The following is an 18,789-nucleotide window of genomic DNA, read 5'->3' on the forward strand; positions in this document are numbered from 1 at the left end:
TTCTTTGTATAAGAAACGACGATTATTACCCTTTTTCCCTGTTCCTTCGGGATATTTGTCAGGATAAAAAAGCAAACATGGTTGAGTGCCTCAACGAATGATCAGACAGGCAGAGGAACCAACTGAACATGGCTGTAGCCGGAAACGGTAAATAAACAGAAATAGAAATCCAGCAAGAGATGACTGGTAAGCCGCTGTTCATCGTGGAATAATCCACCATCTATGAGGGGAAAAGCGGCAATGTCACATCAATGGACCCAGCGTAACGGAATCACCACGAGCCCGCCGTTACGTTCGAGATTGTCCACTCTATCCGTCGGCGTATTGTGTGCTGGCGTCCTGCTATTGCCTTTTTATAGTCAGGCGGCAGAGGACAATAAATCTCAGCTAAAAACCATTCAGCAGGACATTGCTGCGAAGGAAAAAAGCGTAAAACTGCAGCAAGATCAGCGTAATAAGCTCCTCGGCCAGTTACAAAGTCAGGAAAAAACCATTGCCCAGGCCAGCAGACAACTCCGCCAAACGCAAATTTCACTTACCTCATTAGATAAAGAAATCACCACGCTGACCACCTCCATCACGAAACTGCAAAAACAGCAGACCGAACAGGAGAAAATACTGTCAGAACAGCTTGATGCCGCGTTCCGTCAGGGCCAGCACAGCGGTTTACAGTTAGTATTAAGCGGTGAGGAGAGCCAACGCAGTGAGCGTATTTTGGCTTACTTTGGTTATCTCAACGATGCCCGCCAGAAAAATATCGATGACTTACAGCGAACCCGCCACGAGCTTTCATCGCAGAAGGCATCGCTGGTTGATAAGCAATCCCAGCAAAAAAAGCTGTTGGCGCAGCAACAAATTCAGCAAAGTACGCTGGAGCAAGCACGCATAGCGCGTAAAAAAACCATCACAACGTTAGAATCTTCGCTGGAAAAAGACCAGGCCCAGTTGGTTGAGATGCGTCAAAACCAGAGCCGCCTGCAGGATAAAATTGCTAAAGCGGAACGGGAAGCGCGCGCGCGCGCGGAGCGAGAGGCCAAAGAAGCCGAACGTGTTCGCCAACGCCAGCAACAAGCGAAAAGCAAAGGCACTACATATAAACCGACTGAAAGTGAGCGTTCACTGATGTCTCGTACTGGCGGTCTGGGTCGTGCAGGTCGCCAGGCCGTTTGGCCAGTGCGCGGCACCATAGAACATCGTTTCGGTGAGGCATTACAAGGTGAGCTGCGCTGGAAAGGATTGGTCATTGACGCGCCGGAAGGCACAGAAGTGAAAGCCATCGCGGATGGCCGGGTGCTAATGGCCGACTGGCTACAAGGCTACGGTTTGGTTGTCGTAGTTGAACACGGTAAAGGCGATATGAGCCTATATGGCTACAACCAAAGTGCGCTAGTGAGCGTGGGAACCCAGGTTAAGGCAGGAGAGCCAATCGCACTGGTCGGGACCAGTGGCGGCCGGGGCACGCCTTCACTCTATTTTGAAATCAGACGACAAGGACAGGCCGTCAATCCACTGCCGTGGTTAGGAAGATAAGTCTTGTTTCAGCTCAGAAAATTCAACATCCTGCTGTGCAGTTTATCGCTTGCTTGTTCAGCGCATGCTGGCAAGCTTGCTATCGTCATTGATGACTTTGGTTATCGCCCTAAGCAGGAAAATCAGGTACTGCAGATGCCACAGGCGGTTTCTGTCGCCGTGTTACCTAACGCCCCCCATGCCCGAGAAATGGCGACCAAGGCTCACCAACGCGGCCATGAAGTTTTGATCCACCTGCCTATGGCTCCTCTGAGCAAACAACCTCTGGAGAAAGACACGCTGCACCCGGATATGACCCGTTCAGAGATCGAGCGCATTATCCGTGAGGCAGTTAATGATGTGCCTTTTGCCGTTGGCCTGAATAATCATATGGGGAGTGCAATGACCTCCAGCCTGTTTGGCATGCAGAAAGTAATGCAGGTTCTGGATCACTATAACTTCTACTTTCTTGACAGTATGACGATCGGCAATAGCCAGTCAACACGCGCCGCGCAAGGCACCAGCGTAAAAGTCATCAAACGACGTGTATTCCTTGATGATAGCCAGAACGATGCCGAGATCCGTAAGCAGTTTACCCGAGCGGTACGTTTAGCTCAGCGTGATGGCTCCGCGATTGCTATTGGACACCCACATCCTGCAACAGTAAAGGTGCTGCAGCAAATGCTTCCAACGCTGCCGGCAGACATAACGTTAGTTCGACCCAGTCAGCTACTGCATGAGCCACAGCATAACGGCGATAAGCCGCTGGTTACAGATAGCAAACCAACGAAACCAGAAAAGCCACGCAACCCATTCCGCGGCGGCGAAACCTGTGCCCTTAAACAGCAACCCCCAGCAATCCCAGCCACGCGCGCACTCAGCATCATTGCTGAAAGTATCGCTAACAGCCCCTTGGTCAAAACGCTAAAAAGTCTGTTCTGATATTGATATATCGATAAAGTAAGCTGGTGAGGCATGTGCCGCACCAGCGATATATCCGCCGTATAACCAGTAGAAGTTGATTGACCGCGCACTCCCGCTTGGAGAACCTGAGCTTACGACAAACCACAACTCGCATGATGTATAAAACAGCATTAATCCCAGCTCAGAATCACTTTCCCCGATTTGCCCGAGCGCATATCATCAAAGCCTTGCTGAAAATCATCAATGCCGTAGCGATGGGTAACGATGGGGGTTAAATCCAGGCCAGACTGAATTAAAGCAGCCATTTTATACCAGGTTTCAAACATCTCACGCCCATAAATACCTTTAATAAACAAACCCTTGAAGATAACCTGATTCCAGTCAATAGACATATCTGAGGGTGGAATGCCCAGCAACGCAATACGCCCGCCATGGTTCATCACATTAAGCATGGCGCGAAAAGCTGGCGGCGCACCGGACATCTCCAACCCGACGTCAAAACCCTCGGACATTCCCAGTTCACTCATCACATCACTCAGATTTTCTGAGCTCACGTTAACCGCACGCGTGACCCCCATTTTACGTGCCAACTCAAGGCGATACTCGTTGACATCGGTAATCACAACATTCCTGGCTCCCACATGCCTGCAAACTGCTGCCGCCATGATGCCGATAGGGCCAGCGCCAGAAACCAGTACATCTTCACCCACGAGATCAAATGAAAGTGCCGTGTGTACAGCATTACCGAAGGGATCAAAAATGGCAGCCAACTCATCTGGGATATTGTCAGGGATTTTGAACGCATTGAATGCCGGTATCACCAGATACTCAGCAAAACTTCCCTGCCGATTGACGCCGACTCCTACGGTATTACGGCATAAATGCGTACGACCGGCACGACAGTTACGACAGTGTCCGCAGGTGATATGCCCTTCACCCGAGACGCGGTCACCCACGCTGAATCCATTAACTTCCTGCCCCATTGCGACTACTTCGCCCACATACTCGTGACCGACGATCATCGGGACCGGGATAGTTTTCTGAGACCACTCATCCCAGTTATAAATATGCACATCCGTACCGCAGATCGCACTTTTGCGGATTTTGATCAGGAGATCGTTGTGGCCTGGTTCCGGAATTGGCGCGTCGGTCACCATCCAGATCCCCTCTTCTGCTCTTAATTTGGCTAAGGCTTTCATCTGGGTTCCTCTCAGGCAATCACGCCAAGTTGCTTTCCGATACGCGTGAACGCCTCAACAGCGTGGACTATCTGCTCATGGCTATGGCCAGCAGACAATTGGGTACGGATGCGTGCCTGCCCTTTCGGTACTACAGGATAAAAGAAGCCTGTCACATAAATACCCTCTTTTTGCAGCAGACGCGCAAACTCTTGGGCGATACTGGCCTCACCCAGCATCACAGGGATAATCGCATGGTCTGCTCCGGCCAGCGTAAAACCTGCTTTTGTCATCTCTTCCCGGAAAAATTTTGCATTGTCCCAGAGGCGCTGACGCAATTCGTCACCTTCAGTCAACATATCCAGCACGCGAATCGAGGCTGCCACAATGGCTGGCGCAAGCGAGTTGGAGAACAGGTAAGGCCGCGAACGTTGACGTAACCATTCGATGACCTCTTTTTTAGCCGCCGTATAACCGCCAGATGCCCCTCCGAGTGCTTTACCTAGTGTGCCAGTAATAATGTCGACTCTGTTCATCACATCACAATACTCATGTGTACCGCGGCCATTCGCACCAACAAAACCCACCGCATGGGAATCATCCACCATAACCAACGCATCATACTGATCTGCCAGATCACAAATGCCTTTCAGATTTGCAATCACACCATCCATGGAGAAAACGCCATCGGTCGCAATCATGATATGTCTTGCGCCCGCAGCTTTCGCCTCGTCCAGTCGCGCTTCTAATTCGCTCATATCATTGTTGGCATAGCGATAGCGTTTCGCTTTACACAAGCGGACGCCGTCGATGATAGAAGCATGGTTAAGTGCGTCAGAGATGATGGCATCTTCAGGGCCTAACAATGTTTCAAACAGGCCACCATTAGCATCAAAACAGGATGAGTACAGAATCGCATCTTCCATTGCCAAAAACGCCGCCAAACGCTGCTCAAGTTGTTTGTGGCTATCTTGGGTCCCACAAATAAAACGCACTGATGCCATGCCAAAACCATGGCTATCCATCCCCTCTTTTGCCGCCAGGATCAGTTCCGGATGATTAGCCAGCCCTAAATAGTTGTTCGCACAGAAATTAATGACATGCTCGTCATCACCTACTTTAATATCTGCTTGCTGTGCTGACGTAATAATACGCTCTTCTTTGAAAAGCCCTTCCTGGCGCGTGAGCGCAATTTGCTCACTGATTTGACGATAGAAATTCGCAGGCATATTTATCCTCCATTACGGGCTACTTTTCGGCACATATTACTGAATGGAAGACCATTAAACGAGAATATGCGGCAGTGATTATCATTTTTGCAGCATATATCACGCCATTTTTGTAACTTACTTTCGCTTACGGACTCATCTGGCTGTCGGCCCCGCAATGAAATGTTATGATGGGAGGTATCCGCGTGTGGAACCTCCTGTTTCACCCCATTATTTAAGGTTAAGATCATGATTATCGTGACTGGCGGCGCCGGGATGATCGGCAGTAATATTGTCAAAGCACTCAATAATGAAGGTTTTAACGACATTCTGGTCGTTGATAATCTGAAAGATGGCACCAAGTTCGTTAATCTCGTCGATCTGGATATCACCGACTACATGGATAAAGAAGATTTTATCGCCAGCGTGGTCGCCGGCGATGACTTCGGGACTATCGAAGCGGTGTTTCATGAAGGCGCATGCTCTGCCACCACCGAATGGGATGGCAAGTATATGATGGATAATAACTATCAATACTCTAAAGAGTTACTGCACTTCTGTCTTGAGCGCGAGATCCCATTCCTGTATGCCTCTTCAGCTGCGACCTACGGCGGGCGTAGTGATAATTTTATTGAAGAGCGTCAGTATGAACAGCCTCTGAACGTCTATGGCTACTCGAAGGCGCTGTTTGATAATTATGTACGGCAGATCCTGCCGGAGGCGGAGTCACAAATTTGTGGTTTCCGTTATTTCAACGTTTACGGTCCACGTGAAGGCCATAAAGGTAGCATGGCCAGCGTTGCATTCCATTTGAACACTCAGTTGAATAATGGTGAAAATCCAAAACTATTTGAAGGTAGCGACAGTTTTAAACGTGACTTTATTCATGTTGATGATGTGGCCTCCGTTAATCTATGGTTCTGGAAAAAAGGGATTTCCGGCATATTTAACTGTGGGACTGGACGTGCAGAATCCTTCCAGGAAGTGGCTGATGCCGCACTAAAATTCCATCAACAGGGAGAAATTGAGTACGTTCCCTTCCCTGAGAAACTCAAAGGACGTTATCAGAGTTATACGCAAGCCGATCTGACACGGCTGCGCGCAGCGGGCTACGACAAACCATTTAAAACCGTTGCTGAAGGTGTAGCAGAGTATATGGCCTGGTTGAATCGCAGCGTTTAAGGAAGGCAATGTCGGTGATGAAAATTCTGGTTATCGGGCCCTCATGGGTCGGCGATATGATGATGTCGCAAAGTCTCTATCGTACCCTTAAGGCCGGAAATCCCGATGCGGTCATTGATGTGATGGCACCCGCTTGGTGCAGCCCACTTCTGGCGCGTATGCCGGAAGTTAACGCAGCGCTGGCAATGCCACTTGGCCATGGCGCGCTCGAAATTGGCGAGCGCCGCCGGTTGGGCAAAGCACTTAAGACACAGGGATACGATCGTGCCTACGTGCTACCCAACTCATTTAAATCAGCGCTAGTGCCCTTTTTTGCCGGAATTAAACAGCGTGTTGGCTGGCGTGGAGAAATGCGCTACGGCTTACTCAATGATCTACGTGCCTTAGACAAGTCCGCCTTTCCACTAATGGTTGAACGCTATGTGGCACTGGCCTACGATAAAGAACACGTTCGTTCGGCACGCGATCTGCCTCAACCCATAATGTGGCCGCGGCTGCAAGTTAGTGATGATGAAAAAACCATCACGGCGTTGGCATTTTCACTGTCAATTGAACGTCCCGTTATCGGCTTCTGTCCGGGAGCAGAGTTCGGACCAGCCAAACGCTGGCCACATTACCACTATGCTGCACTAGCGCAGCAGTTGATTGCGCAGGGCTATCAAATCGTGCTGTTCGGTTCGGCTAAAGATCACGAAACGGGTGAGCAGATTTTACAATCACTGAACGATGATGAACGTCTATTCTGCCGTAATCTGGCGGGGAAAACCCAACTCGGAGAAGCCGTTATTTTGCTGGCACATTGTCATGCTGTGGTGAGTAATGATTCCGGGCTGATGCACATCGCCGCTGCGCTAAATCGGCCGCTCGTTGCACTATATGGGCCCAGTAGCCCGGACTTTACCCCACCGCTATCTAAACAGGCTCGCGTTGTTCGTCTCATCACTGGCTATCACAAAGTGCGTAAAGGTGATGCGGATGAGGGATATCATCAAAGCCTGATCGATATCCAACCCACGCGCGTACTTGCTGAGCTTGAAAGTTTGTTCGCTAAAGGCCAGGAGAATTAATGCAGGTTTTGATTGTTAAAACATCATCAATGGGCGATGTGCTGCATACTCTCCCCGCATTGACTGATGCGATGAATGCCATACCAGGCATCCGCTTTGACTGGGTCGTAGAAGAAGGTTTTTCCCAGATTCCCAGCTGGCATCCCGCAGTCGATCGTGTTTTGCCCGTCGCGATACGTCGCTGGCGAAAACACTGGTTTGGTAATCAGCAACGTGAAGAACGAGTGATATTTAAACGCGAATTACAGTCACGGACTTACGATATTGTCATTGATGCCCAGGGACTGATAAAGAGCGCGGCCCTGGTTACGCGCCTGGCTAAAGGGATAAAACATGGACAGGATAGCCGCAGTGCGCGCGAGTCTTTTGCCAGTTGGTGGTACGACAAACGCCATGAAATCAGCAAGCAGCAACATGCCGTAGAGCGCACTCGCGAACTTTTTGCTAAAAGCCTGGGTTATGAAAAACCAGCAACACCGGGTGATTATGCCATTGCCCAGCATTTCCGCCATCGTTTAAGCACGGATGCAGGACAGTACATCGTGTTTTTACATTCAACTACGCGTGATGATAAACACTGGCCGGAAGAGAAGTGGCAGGCGTTAATTGCGCTGATGCAACCTTACGGGCTCACGATTAAACTCCCGTGGGGAACTGAGAAAGAAAAAGCGAGGGCAGAACGACTGGCACAGGGCTACGATTACGTTACTGTACTGCCAAAAATGACGCTTGAACAGGTTGCCCGACAGTTGGCTGGGGCAAAAGCGATCGTTTCGGTCGATACAGGCCTGAGTCATCTGGCTGCCGCACTAAGCTGTCCCAATATTACCCTTTTTGGGCCAACCGATCCTGGTTTGATTGGCGGCTATGGCAAGAATCAAAAGGAGATCGTGAGTGATAACCGCAGCATGTCTGGTATCACGGCAGAAGAAGTCTTTAACCTGCTTGTCTCGATGAGTGACCTGTTCCCTAAATAATCCGAGTTGCAGGAAAGTGTGACGCAAAGAACCCTCAGGAACTGACTGGATGACGGCAGTAAGTCAGCGCACAGACAGCTTGAAGTATGGTGGGTGTATCATTATATAAAGAGAACCATATGCCTTGCAGTAAGATGTCAACTTATAAAGCTAGCGCTGAGTTTTTTAAAAACAATGTGTTAAACATGTTAAATAAAACACTGCATTATTTATGCCTGCTGGCACTGGCAGTGCTTATCTTTTATCCCGATGAAGCAGTTAAGGTATTCACCGTCGCCAGTGCGCTGGCATTTTTTTTAATCGCCAGAGATTACAAGTCACTGCTCCCTAATAAATCCCTGCTGATATTACCCGTCCTGCTGCTGGCTTTCGGCTTACTACAGATGATATGGGTAGCCATATATAAACAATCGGTCAACGAATTTACTGCCGCGTACCGTTCATATCAAAATGCAGGGAAACTGATGATATTCTCTGCACTTATTGTCTATGCCTTGCAAACGACGGCAAGGCCGACAAAAGCTGGTTTACATAAAATTCTCTATATAATCATTGGGCTCAGCCTGATCACCTGCATCTACGCATTTTATCAAAAATTCACCTATCCAGCCGATTTTAGAGTCACGCTGGGACTGGAACGCGCAACCGGAACCGCTTATACCATGTCAGGGATTGCGCTTTTAGGTTCACAGGCCATTTTGTCACTCCGCTTCAAGTGTCGTGACCTGCTGTTTATCGCTCATTTTATCCTGACGCTGACAGCAATTATCTTTACTCAGACCCGAGCTGCTATTCTGGTATTCCCGGTACTCAATATGGTGCTGTTCATCATTCATCACTGGCGAGATAAAAAACTACTTTCATTCTGGATGACCATTTTTATTATCGTCGGCGGTATCACGTTTATCCCTTTCAAAGATAAGTTACTGAATCGTTTTGAACGCGTCGCCTATGAGGTCAATAAGTACTCTAATGATGACAGTAACACCTCCGTCGGAGCGCGTCTTGCGATGCAAAAAACTGGCCTGCTTAGTGGGCTTGAAGCACCATGGGGGCAATCCCTTGAGCTGCGCAGCAAACATATAAAGGGATTAACAAAGCAGGAACCCATGCTAAGTGGTGCATTGAGATTCCTGAATGTTCATCTGCATAATGAAATGATTGACACATTTTCCCTTAAGGGCATTCTCGGCGTTACAATGCTTATCAGCCTCTATTACATGTTACTGTATACGGCAATCAGATTGAGAAGTGGGATCTTTCTGGTGATAAGCACCAGCATTGCTGTCTATGGTTTGAGCGATGTTGTGTTATATGCAAAAGCAGAGGCTCTTGGTTGCATGCTATTTCTTTGCATCAGCCTCATGTTACAGCCAGTTTTGAAGAGTCAAGCCTGATATGACAAGCAATAGTCACTATACTCTGAGTATCATCATCCCCGTCTACAACAGTGCGGAGTTCATCGTAGAAACGCTGGAGTCTGTCTATAAAAATATCGCTGAAGATGTTGAAGTGATCATTATCAACGATGGGTCAACAGACAACACCGAAGAAAAAATCCAGAGTTTCCTGTTAACGCATGATGTACATCAGACGCAGTTTATATCACAGAGTAATATGGGTGTTTCGGCAAGTCGTAATACAGGGCTCGCCAATGCTAAGGGTGATTATATTGCGTTTGTCGACAGTGATGATATCGTCAGCCCGGATTATCATGCCATCCTTTTGCCGTTGGTCCGCAAAAACAAGTACGATATCATTGAGTTCGACCTGACGCGTGATTACGATAAACTTTATCGTACCGAGCAAAACACCACGCTTCACGATGCAAAAGAAATTACTGTTACACGCGACAAAATGCATACCTTGACGCCCGTTTTTGAGGCATCACAATGGCACCTGATGACAAAAATCTTTCATCGCAAGCTGATCTGCAATGAGCAGTTTGAAGTTGCGCGCCGCTATGAAGATATGATCCTCACCCCTTTTCTTTATCTGAAAAGTACCTGCAACTTAAAAATTGACTGTGCTCTCTATTTTTATAGAAAAAACGGAAATAGCATTACAGAAAATTTGCAAGAGAGCGATGCCGAGCATATTTTCTATGCCATGATGAAAATGTGCTCCTACGTACAACATCATCAGCATGCCAGAGCGTTGGCAACGCTCATGATTGTCAACTGTTTCCTTGAAGGCAGGAAAATCATTCGTAAGAAACGAGGATTTTACGATTATAACGACACTATGCTGGGATATTTCTCTACCGTAATTAAACATTCCGATAAGAGCGTCATCCCATCAAAAATTTATTTTAAAATGAAATATCCAAAATTTGATAAATTCATATCAAAAATGCGTTACAGGTTACTTACTGCCCTGAAAGGGATATTTAAATCAGGGGTTAAATAATATGAAAAAGATCAACAAAATTTTAATTTGCAAATTAAAGTTTCATGGTGACATGTTATTAACAACGCCATTAATCGCTACGCTAAATCATTTATATCCTGAAGCAAAAATCGATATTTTACTGTATAAAGAAACAAAATCTCTTTTGTCTGCAGACAAACGAATTAATACATTTTATGAAATAGAGAAAACACCATCCCTCGTTAAAAAAGTAGCAAACTTTTTTAACGTTCGTTCAGCATTGAAGAAAAAAAACCATGACATTATCATTAATTTGACGGATCAATGGCCCATCGCTTTATTGCTGGCATCACTGAATCAATACAGCATTGCTTTTAAACGTGGAAAAAAAACCTGGAATAGGTTGTTTACAAAAGTGGTTCCCAGCCAGGGAGAACACATCATTGAACAAAACTTATCCATTTTACAAGCGTTGGATGTTCCAGAAAATAAATTAATTAAAACGCTTTCGCTTTACTACAATGAAAGTGATTATCAAAGCTTATTCACTATCGACTCCTCTTTTAATAGCAATAAGTACGTTGTTATTCAACCTACCGCACGCCAACCCTTTAAATGCTGGGATGATGAAAAGTTCGCAGCATTAATTAATAAACTGCATCATGACGGACTGGATGTCATGCTCACATCAGGGCCATCAACGGAAGATCTAGCGCAGGTGAAACGCATCGCGGCACTATGCCAACGACCGCCCAACAGTCAATTTGCCGGAAAAACCACATTCTTACAGCTTGCAGCATTAATCGACCATGCCGAACTTTATATCGGCGTCGATTCAGCCCCGATGCATATGGCTGCAGCATTAGATATTCCCCAAGTGTGCATGTTTGGCGCAACCAACTATAAGCAGTGGCGTCCGTGGTCAGACAAAGCTACTGTCTTATGGGCAGGGAATTATCAGAAAATGCCGGAAAGACGTCATCTCGATCGTAGTAAAAAATATTTATCTTGTATCCCAGCGGATGATGTTATTCATGAAGCAGAGGTGCTTCTTAATAAGTTCGCCACGCGTTAATAAGGGAATATAAACATGAATCATAATAATAACCATCAAATTAACATTGCATATTGCACTGATGCTAATTATCTGGAATATGTTGCGACTTCAATTACGTCAGTTATCATGAATAATATGCAGGCATCATTAGCTTTTTATGTCTTTGTCTATGATGTTTCGTCAGATGATATCGAGAAACTAAAGAAAACCAGTCCTTATATAGAAGTGTTTGAAATGGAGAAATCTGATATTGATAAATATCAGACGGATTTCAAAATAAAACATTTGAACAGGTCAACCTATATGCGACTGGCGGTTCCACGCCTGCTGAAGGATAAAGTCGACACCTTTATTTACTTAGACGCGGATACATTATGCTTTGATGATATCAGTGCAATAACAGAAATTGATGTCAGTAAGGTTATCTGTGCTGTTGGACATGATTCGTTAGATGCCGCAGAGACTAAGCATGCAAAGCGTCTGGGATTAAATGTGGATAATTATTTTAATGCAGGTTTTCTCTACATTAATGTAGAGAACTGGATTAGTAATGGAATAGAAGAAAAAGCTAATGAAATTCTTTTTGAAAAAGCACAAGAACTGCCCTATCTGGATCAGGATGCATTAAACATAGCGATGACTGGTAATGTGACGTTTATCGACAATAAATGGAATTTTATTCATAACTGGTATACCGAGACGCAAAAAGATACCTATTTTTATGATAAATCTGATTTACCAAGGATTGTACATTTTACCGGTGGACGGAAACCTTGGTTTAAAGAACATGAAGGCCTGTCACAACAACTTTTCTCTTTCTACCATCACTTTACTCCCTGGCGTAACGAACCACTGCGTTCTTTTTCTTCGAGAATGCGACCTACGGATTATCGTGTTTACTCGCGTCAACACTTTCAACGCAGGCAATTTGGTAAAGCAATTGTGAATTACTTAAAATATCTCAAAGCTAAATTTAAACCATAATTATTTAAATAGAAAACGAGTTAAACAGTACGCTGATTAACTCGTTAATAAAAAATCACATACTCAATTACTTGCTCTTAAGTTTAGCGAGGAGATATTGTATATAACTTATTATTGACGTGGCATATTTTCCCTGTAGCCGTTCATGCCGTGATTTTTTCTTAAACTGCTTGGGAGTACGGGCTCCAACTAGCGGTTGGTCAGCCCAAGGGGATAATTTCCAGGGACGAACAAAATATTGAGCGCTAGGATAATCAGCCCAGGTATTCCACGGTTTTGTCACGCCAATATAATGGATTAATTTAGTTGATTCCGTAATCGTTTCTTTATACCGAGTGATATCTCGATTTTTAAGCTCTTGCTTAATGCCATAGATGCAATTAAAATTATTACTTAAGAATTGCACATTTCCTACATAAAGAAGGTTTAATACATCCTGATCAAAAAACTGGAATTTATTATTCTTATCTAAAAGTAATGACAACGCTTTTTCAAAGAAACCATTCTCTTTCCATTTATTAAGTTTTACCAGCATAACGCCAGCATTGAAATATGAATGATTTAATTCACTATTTTTTAGCCTTTCCCCTGTCTTTTCTCTTATTTCAGCAACATCAGGAATCACTGCAGCATATCTTTCAAAAAAGTTATAATTTAATAACTCCAGTAAGCTTCCTTTGCACATTACATCTGCATCCAGATAGAGTACAGAGTCTATTTTCTCCGATAAATATTCAAAAGCAATAAACCTGTAATAGGTTGCAATGGACCATGCATTAGAAATAGGCAACATACTGAAAAAATCAGAACTTATATAATAAACACTAATGGAAATCTTATTTTCTTCTGCAAGTTCGTTACATTTTATACTAAACTCATCACTTTCATAATCAGTAAAAATATGGAAATTTAAATTTATATCTTTATTGTTTAATATTATAGATGTAATGGAAACTGCGGCCCCAAAAAGGAAATTTTTATCAATACCATAAGCAATATTTAAAGACTTTTCTTCACTTTCTTTATAATTATACTCATTTATTTTTTTTATTGCATTGCCAAGTTCAAAAACCATTGTATACCTCATCTATACTATTAATAATACTTGCGTGAGATATAGTATTTCACACTGTATCGAAATATAAACAATATATTCTAACCACATGATCATAGTGACGATTTTATTATTTTACTCTTAATATACATAATATGACTAAATATGGATTTAACGTATTTCTTCTGTAGTCGTTCATGTCTGGATTTTCGCTTGAAAAGTTTCGCTGTATTGGCCTTTAATAGTGGCTGTTCATTCCAAACAGATTTCTGATATGCATCAAGGAAATATTTTGAGATCGGATAGTCAGCCCAACTATGCCATGGCTTAGTCACACCAACGTAGTGGACCAATATGGTATTATCGGTAATACTCCCCACATGCTTTTTACTTGTTTTATCGAGCACCTGATCGACACCATTAATGCAGTTAAAATCTCGGCGTAGAATAATCAGATGATTAACAAATAGAATATTAAGTACATCCTGGTCAAAATATAGCAAATGAGATTGTTCATCCAGTAGAATTTTAAAGGCCTCACTGAGAAGCCCCATTCTTTTCCAGATGACAAGATTAGCAAAAACAACACCCGAATTAAAATAGTCATGCGCCAATGCTGGAATATTTAAGCGCTCTGCAGATTTCATTCTGATAATATCGAGGTCATTAACAACGGCGGCATACTTCTCACCGAGATTTATTTTTGTTAGTTCGATTAATGACCCTTTACAGATTACGTCAGCATCTAAATACAATACAGACTCTAACGAACTACTCAAATATTCGAAGGCAACATAGCGATAATACATCGCATATGTCCAAAATTTAGTGCTGGGCAAGACCTTAAACTCATCATTATTGAAAATATAAATCTCAATATTCGTACTATATTGTTTTGCCAACGACTGAATTTTATCTACATATTCTGGATCTGCATAATCAGTGAAAATGTAAAAATTAAATCCCATATCTATATTGTTAATTAATATGGATGTTATAGAGATGCCTGCACCGAAAAGAAAATTCTTGTCCACGCCGTATGCAACATTGAGGTTACTCTCTTTGACATCAACACAATAATTGAATTTATATTCTTTTGTAATGTGCCTGCTAAAGTCAATATTCATTAAATATCCTCGTTCTATTATCACTCCGTGATAATTATAAAGATTTATTAATTGTCCTTACTTTTATTTTTTCAGCCTTTTGTTGCGCTTGTCTGAGCAGTTCAGCCTCTTGCTGTTGAATATCTCTTAGCGGCGTTGAAAAATAACATTTTAAAAAGCGGAAAATATCACGTTGGGTTAAACCAATATCCAGAGATGAAAAATAGAGCCCGATGAGATCTTTGTTACGCCAACGAAGTGGTACACGCTCGCGGAGCTGCGCACGATGTAAGTCAATTACCGATATTTTTAAATTTTCAGCATCGCCATTAAATGGCAAGTGGAGGAGAAAATGGCAAATATAGCAATCACGATGATTTACGCCCACAGCATGCATATTCCGCACCATCATCGCTACGCGTTCAATAATCATGCGCTTTATCGCTGGAGGGGGTGACGATACTTTCCAGTCGGCACAATAATCTTCGAGGCTGATCGTCGGTGATAAATCCTCAGTAATAATAAAAGAGATTCTGCGGACTGGATTTAGCCCCTTTTGCCCAAAACCAACCCCATGCATGGTGTCTATATGGTGCTTTTGCAAGCGATGAATAGCTTTCCACTCGCGATCGGCCCCTAATACAGGTAAGCGTAAAGACGCAAGGTTTTTTATCACCTCTTTCCAGGTCGTGCCATAATGAAGTTTAAGAAAATATCCTTTCTTATCAATCTCAAACCGCAAAGTTCTGCGCGTTTCCAGAGCACGAAATACTTCTCCATTTAATTTTTCAACCTCATTAAAGGGATCTTTATTCCGCCACAGGCTGAGAAGTGGCTCTTTTAATTTAATCATGTTTACTACCTAATATTAGATCGGCGGCCTTTTCCGGCAAGCTATACAGGTCCTGAGTATCAGCATAATGGCGAGCATTCGTTGCCCATTGATTCCGGATTGAAATATTTTCCAGACCTTTCCGCACTGCATCATTGAATGCGCGCTGCTCAAAAGGCTGTTTAAGGACAACGCCACACTCTGCATCCGAAATATGATGGGCGTAACCACATACTTCTGTCACAAGAACTGGCAACCCTGCGACAATACCCTCCAGCAGCACTATTCCGGCGGCTTCCTGATACGCGGGATGCAACAAAAGATCGGCTGCCGCCATCAATTCTGCAATATCATCGCGCCCTCGAAAAAACTGAACCCTATCCGCTATACCCAGTTGGGTGGCCAACGTTTGATATTTTTCTGCCTTATCTTGCCCAACGATCATTAACGTTGTTTTCTCTTTTACCGCTTCCGGCAACGATGCGACAGCCTGCAGCGTTCGGTCGACGCCCTTACGTCTGAAATCAGAGCCTATTTGCAATAACAGATAATGGTCGTGTGGTATATGGTTCCTGGCGCGGTAAACCGCTCTGCTGTCCGGTATCTGATGGCTATATTTTCGATCGAGGCTGATACCTGGCGGGAGCATATGAAAACGGTTTTCTTCCGTTTTATAATGCTTACGGAAATCGTTTATCTGCCGCTCCGTTAGCATGAGCAGTTGTGTCTTTGCTCCACGATGGAACGTTGCATATTCAAAAGCGGCATAATGCCGATAGCGGCGAGTCAGCTTGTAGAAAAACCCTTTCTCGCGCGCTACTTTTTCAGCATAGCAAACGTCCGCAGCATAATAGATATCCAGGCCAGGCATTTTATTAAAGCCAACTACACGGTCAGCCGGATGTGCCTTGAGATGAGCCTGAACCCATTGATAATATTTGCTGTTACGCCCATGGTTTGTAGGTGATTTTACAGGAACGATAACAACCTCAAACTCAACGGGACGTTCACCTTGCCACTCAAGAACATAAACACGCACACGGTGCCCACGCTTTGTGACTGCCTGAGCAATCCGCATAAAATCGCGTTGTAACCCACCAAAGGGAAAATATTTATACAAGCAGAAGGCTATCGTCATGCCGCCATTCCCATGTTGACTGGTAATTAAAAACAGGTGTGTTTGTTTGCATGCCCGCAAAAAATAAAACACGCTACCGCCCCGGGCTCAGTAGCTACCCGTTCGCTGGTATCGCGCCCAATTTAGGTCGCATAGTGTAACATTTCTTACACGGCAATCCGAGATGAATAACCTTTACCAGGCCGCCTCATTATTTTCTTTAAAAATATATAGATAATAAAATTTTATTAAAATTTATTTCCTTTTCCTCTCCTCTTTCGTCCTTATGCACTTATTGCCGCAAAAAACCGCATTAAAAGATAAAAAAACCATTAAATACAAAAAGATAAACACCCTCTCTTTTATCAAGGCCACCTTAGTGGGCAAAAGTAATGGTAATGCCCAGCCTAAATACATAGAATTCCTGCAAATTCATTAATCAGCTAAACGCATATGCTTCAATCGCTTTACACAGTGTTGCTCTACTTAATCCAGCCTTTGATTTGGGTTAGGTTATGGCTGCGTGGTCGTAAAGCACCGGCATATCGCAAACGTTGGGGCGAGCGTTACGGATTCTGCTCACAGAAGATGCAGCACGGCGGCATCATGCTTCATTCTGTCTCGGTTGGTGAAACCCTTGCAGCAATCCCGCTGGTTCGAGCACTACGCCATCGCTACCCTACATTGCCAATCACCGTCACGACCATGACACCAACAGGATCTGAACGCGTACAATCTGCGTTTGGCAAAGACGTGCAGCATGTCTATTTGCCCTATGACCTCCCTGGCTCGGTCAACCGCTTTCTGAACCGTATTAATCCCAAACTGGTGATTATCATGGAGACAGAACTGTGGCCAAACCTCATTACCGCCCTGAAAAAACGCGATATCCCTTTAGTCATCGCAAATGCCAGGTTGTCGGAGCGTTCAGCCCGTGGTTACATGCGACTTGGTAAACTGATTAAACAAATTCTACAACGCATTACGCTCATCGCCGCGCAAAATGAAGAAGATGGACAGCGCTTCCTCTCATTGGGATTAAAACGATCCCAATTGGTCGTAACGGGTAGCTTGAAATTTGACATTTCTGTCACGCCACAGCTAGCCGCTCGAGCCGTAACATTGCGTCGCCAGTGGGCTCCCCATCGTCCTGTATGGATTGCTGCCAGCACGCATGACGGAGAAGAAAGCGTCATTCTCGCAGCACATCGCCAGCTGCTGGCCAGGTTTCCTGATCTTCTGCTTATTCTGGTACCCCGGCATCCTGAGCGCTTTCCCGATATTATCCGCATGGCTCAGCAGGCTGGCATGCCGTATATCACCCGTTCTTCCGGCGAGGTTCCGCCTGCCAGCGCACAGGTAGTGATCGGCGATACGATGGGCGAATTGATGCTATTGTACGGTATTGCCGACCTCGCCTTTGTGGGAGGAAGCCTTATCGAAAGAGGTGGCCATAACCCGCTGGAGCCGGCTGCACATGCGATACCGGTACTAATGGGGCCGCATACGCTCAATTTCAAAGATATCTGTGCCAAACTGGAAGAGGCGGATGGTCTGATTACGGTGCAGGATACCGACTCCCTGGTAAAAGAAGTTGGCCTGCTGATTTCCGATCAGGACTATCGTCACTACTATGGACGTCATGCAGTTGAGGTGCTTTATCAAAACCAGGGAGCATTGCAGCGATTACTGCACCTTCTTGAACCTTATCTGCCGCCTAAAACGCATTAAGAGGTGCAGCGATGCTGAAAAGATCTATTTACCCGGGTACGTTTGACCCTTTTACCAACGGGCATCTTGATATTGTTACGCGTGCATCCGCCCTGTTTGATGTGGTTATTCTTGCCATCGCAGCCAGCCCGAGCAAAAAACCGCTGTTTACGCTGGATGAACGTGTCGCATTAGCGCAGCAGGCCACCACGCATCTGGATAATGTGGAAGTGATAGGTTTTAGCGATCTGATGGCTAACTTTGCCAGATCGCAAAATGCCAATATATTAGTACGTGGTTTGCGTGCGGTATCCGATTTTGAATACGAATTGCAGTTAGCCCATATGAATCGGCACTTGCTCCCCACGCTGGAAAGCGTATTTCTGATGCCGTCAGAAAAGTTCTCCTTTATTTCCTCTTCGCTGGTGAAAGAGGTTGCGCGTCATCAGGGGGATGTGACTCCCTTTTTACCACCTGCGGTCTATCGCGCTTTGATGGCTAAGTTATAAAGCAT

The 18,789-nt window shown here is 44.8% G+C and carries 17 protein-coding genes; 11 read left to right on the forward strand and 6 right to left on the reverse strand.

The genetic code is table 11. The features are described 5' to 3' along the window. Positions 1–222 precede the first annotated feature (222 nt). Entirely contained in the window at positions 223–1,530 is a 1,308-nt protein-coding gene (gene envC / locus J1C60_RS18010; RefSeq protein ID WP_128175482.1) for a murein hydrolase activator EnvC, read from the forward strand. A gap of 3 nt (positions 1,531–1,533) precedes the next feature. After that, positions 1,534–2,451 carry a divergent polysaccharide deacetylase family protein gene (locus J1C60_RS18015; protein WP_128175480.1) on the forward strand — a complete coding sequence of 306 codons (918 nt, stop codon included), beginning with the start codon at positions 1,534–1,536 and terminating at the stop codon, positions 2,449–2,451. A gap of 152 nt (positions 2,452–2,603) precedes the next feature. On the opposite strand, the gene tdh is transcribed toward J1C60_RS18015, so the two are convergent. Together tdh and J1C60_RS18025 are read right to left on the reverse strand one after the other, a co-directional pair. Continuing rightward, a complete protein-coding gene (gene tdh, locus J1C60_RS18020) occupies positions 2,604–3,632 on the reverse strand; it encodes an L-threonine 3-dehydrogenase (RefSeq protein ID WP_128175478.1) in 1,029 nt (342 codons plus the stop codon). Positions 3,633–3,643: 11 nt separating this feature from the next. Next, the gene (locus J1C60_RS18025) at positions 3,644–4,840 is read right to left on the reverse strand and encodes a glycine C-acetyltransferase (RefSeq protein WP_128175476.1); all 1,197 of its coding nucleotides are present in this window, start codon (positions 4,838–4,840) and stop codon (positions 3,644–3,646) included. Positions 4,841–5,068: 228 nt separating this feature from the next. On the opposite strand from J1C60_RS18025, the gene rfaD reads away from it, so the two are divergent. From rfaD to J1C60_RS18060, 7 genes are all read left to right on the forward strand, one after another. Further along, on the forward strand, positions 5,069–6,001 hold the full coding sequence (gene rfaD / locus J1C60_RS18030) for an ADP-glyceromanno-heptose 6-epimerase (protein WP_128175474.1): 933 nt from the start codon (positions 5,069–5,071) through the stop codon (positions 5,999–6,001). Between the two features lie 17 nt (positions 6,002–6,018). Beyond that, a complete protein-coding gene (gene rfaF, locus J1C60_RS18035) occupies positions 6,019–7,068 on the forward strand; it encodes an ADP-heptose--LPS heptosyltransferase RfaF (RefSeq protein WP_128175590.1) in 1,050 nt (349 codons plus the stop codon). Then, positions 7,068–8,045, forward strand: coding sequence for a lipopolysaccharide heptosyltransferase RfaC (gene rfaC / locus J1C60_RS18040; RefSeq protein WP_128175473.1), 978 nt, complete (start codon positions 7,068–7,070; stop codon positions 8,043–8,045). Before rfaF ends, rfaC begins: the two co-directional genes overlap by 1 nt. A 185-nt stretch (positions 8,046–8,230) precedes the next feature. Further along, the gene (locus J1C60_RS18045) at positions 8,231–9,442 is read left to right on the forward strand and encodes an O-antigen ligase family protein (RefSeq protein ID WP_164877262.1); all 1,212 of its coding nucleotides are present in this window, start codon (positions 8,231–8,233) and stop codon (positions 9,440–9,442) included. A 1-nt stretch (position 9,443) separates the two neighbouring features. Continuing rightward, positions 9,444–10,454, forward strand: a complete 1,011-nt coding sequence (locus J1C60_RS18050) for a glycosyltransferase family 2 protein (RefSeq protein WP_128175469.1) — start codon at positions 9,444–9,446, stop codon at positions 10,452–10,454. Position 10,455: 1 nt separating this feature from the next. Further along, positions 10,456–11,490, forward strand: a complete 1,035-nt coding sequence (gene rfaQ / locus J1C60_RS18055; RefSeq protein ID WP_128175467.1) for a lipopolysaccharide core heptosyltransferase RfaQ — start codon at positions 10,456–10,458, stop codon at positions 11,488–11,490. Between the two features lie 15 nt (positions 11,491–11,505). Next, a complete protein-coding gene (locus J1C60_RS18060; RefSeq protein WP_128175466.1) occupies positions 11,506–12,456 on the forward strand; it encodes a glycosyltransferase family 8 protein in 951 nt (316 codons plus the stop codon). A gap of 67 nt (positions 12,457–12,523) precedes the next feature. Here J1C60_RS18060 and J1C60_RS18065 read toward each other — a convergent pair whose 3' ends face one another. From J1C60_RS18065 to J1C60_RS18080, 4 genes are all read right to left on the reverse strand, one after another. Next, positions 12,524–13,531 (reverse strand): glycosyltransferase family 8 protein, encoded by a 1,008-nt coding sequence (locus tag J1C60_RS18065; protein ID WP_128175464.1) that lies wholly within the window; start codon positions 13,529–13,531, stop codon positions 12,524–12,526. A 92-nt stretch (positions 13,532–13,623) separates the two neighbouring features. Continuing rightward, the gene (locus J1C60_RS18070) at positions 13,624–14,637 is read right to left on the reverse strand and encodes a glycosyltransferase (RefSeq protein ID WP_128175462.1); all 1,014 of its coding nucleotides are present in this window, start codon (positions 14,635–14,637) and stop codon (positions 13,624–13,626) included. Positions 14,638–14,671: 34 nt separating this feature from the next. Beyond that, positions 14,672–15,469, reverse strand: coding sequence for a lipopolysaccharide core heptose(I) kinase RfaP (rfaP, locus tag J1C60_RS18075; protein WP_128175460.1), 798 nt, complete (start codon positions 15,467–15,469; stop codon positions 14,672–14,674). After that, positions 15,462–16,586 carry a glycosyltransferase family 4 protein gene (locus J1C60_RS18080; RefSeq protein ID WP_128175458.1) on the reverse strand — a complete coding sequence of 375 codons (1,125 nt, stop codon included), beginning with the start codon at positions 16,584–16,586 and terminating at the stop codon, positions 15,462–15,464. The genes rfaP and J1C60_RS18080 overlap by 8 nt, the downstream gene beginning before the upstream one ends. A 432-nt stretch (positions 16,587–17,018) precedes the next feature. Between J1C60_RS18080 and waaA the strand changes: the two genes are divergently transcribed. Together waaA and coaD are read left to right on the forward strand one after the other, a co-directional pair. After that, the gene (gene waaA / locus J1C60_RS18085) at positions 17,019–18,296 is read left to right on the forward strand and encodes a lipid IV(A) 3-deoxy-D-manno-octulosonic acid transferase (RefSeq protein WP_128175457.1); all 1,278 of its coding nucleotides are present in this window, start codon (positions 17,019–17,021) and stop codon (positions 18,294–18,296) included. A gap of 11 nt (positions 18,297–18,307) precedes the next feature. After that, positions 18,308–18,784, forward strand: coding sequence for a pantetheine-phosphate adenylyltransferase (gene coaD, locus J1C60_RS18090; RefSeq protein ID WP_128175455.1), 477 nt, complete (start codon positions 18,308–18,310; stop codon positions 18,782–18,784). Positions 18,785–18,789: the final 5 nt, after the last annotated feature.

This window comes from [Pantoea] beijingensis (genome assembly GCF_022647505.1).
GTDB lineage: Bacteria > Pseudomonadota > Gammaproteobacteria > Enterobacterales > Enterobacteriaceae > Erwinia > Erwinia beijingensis.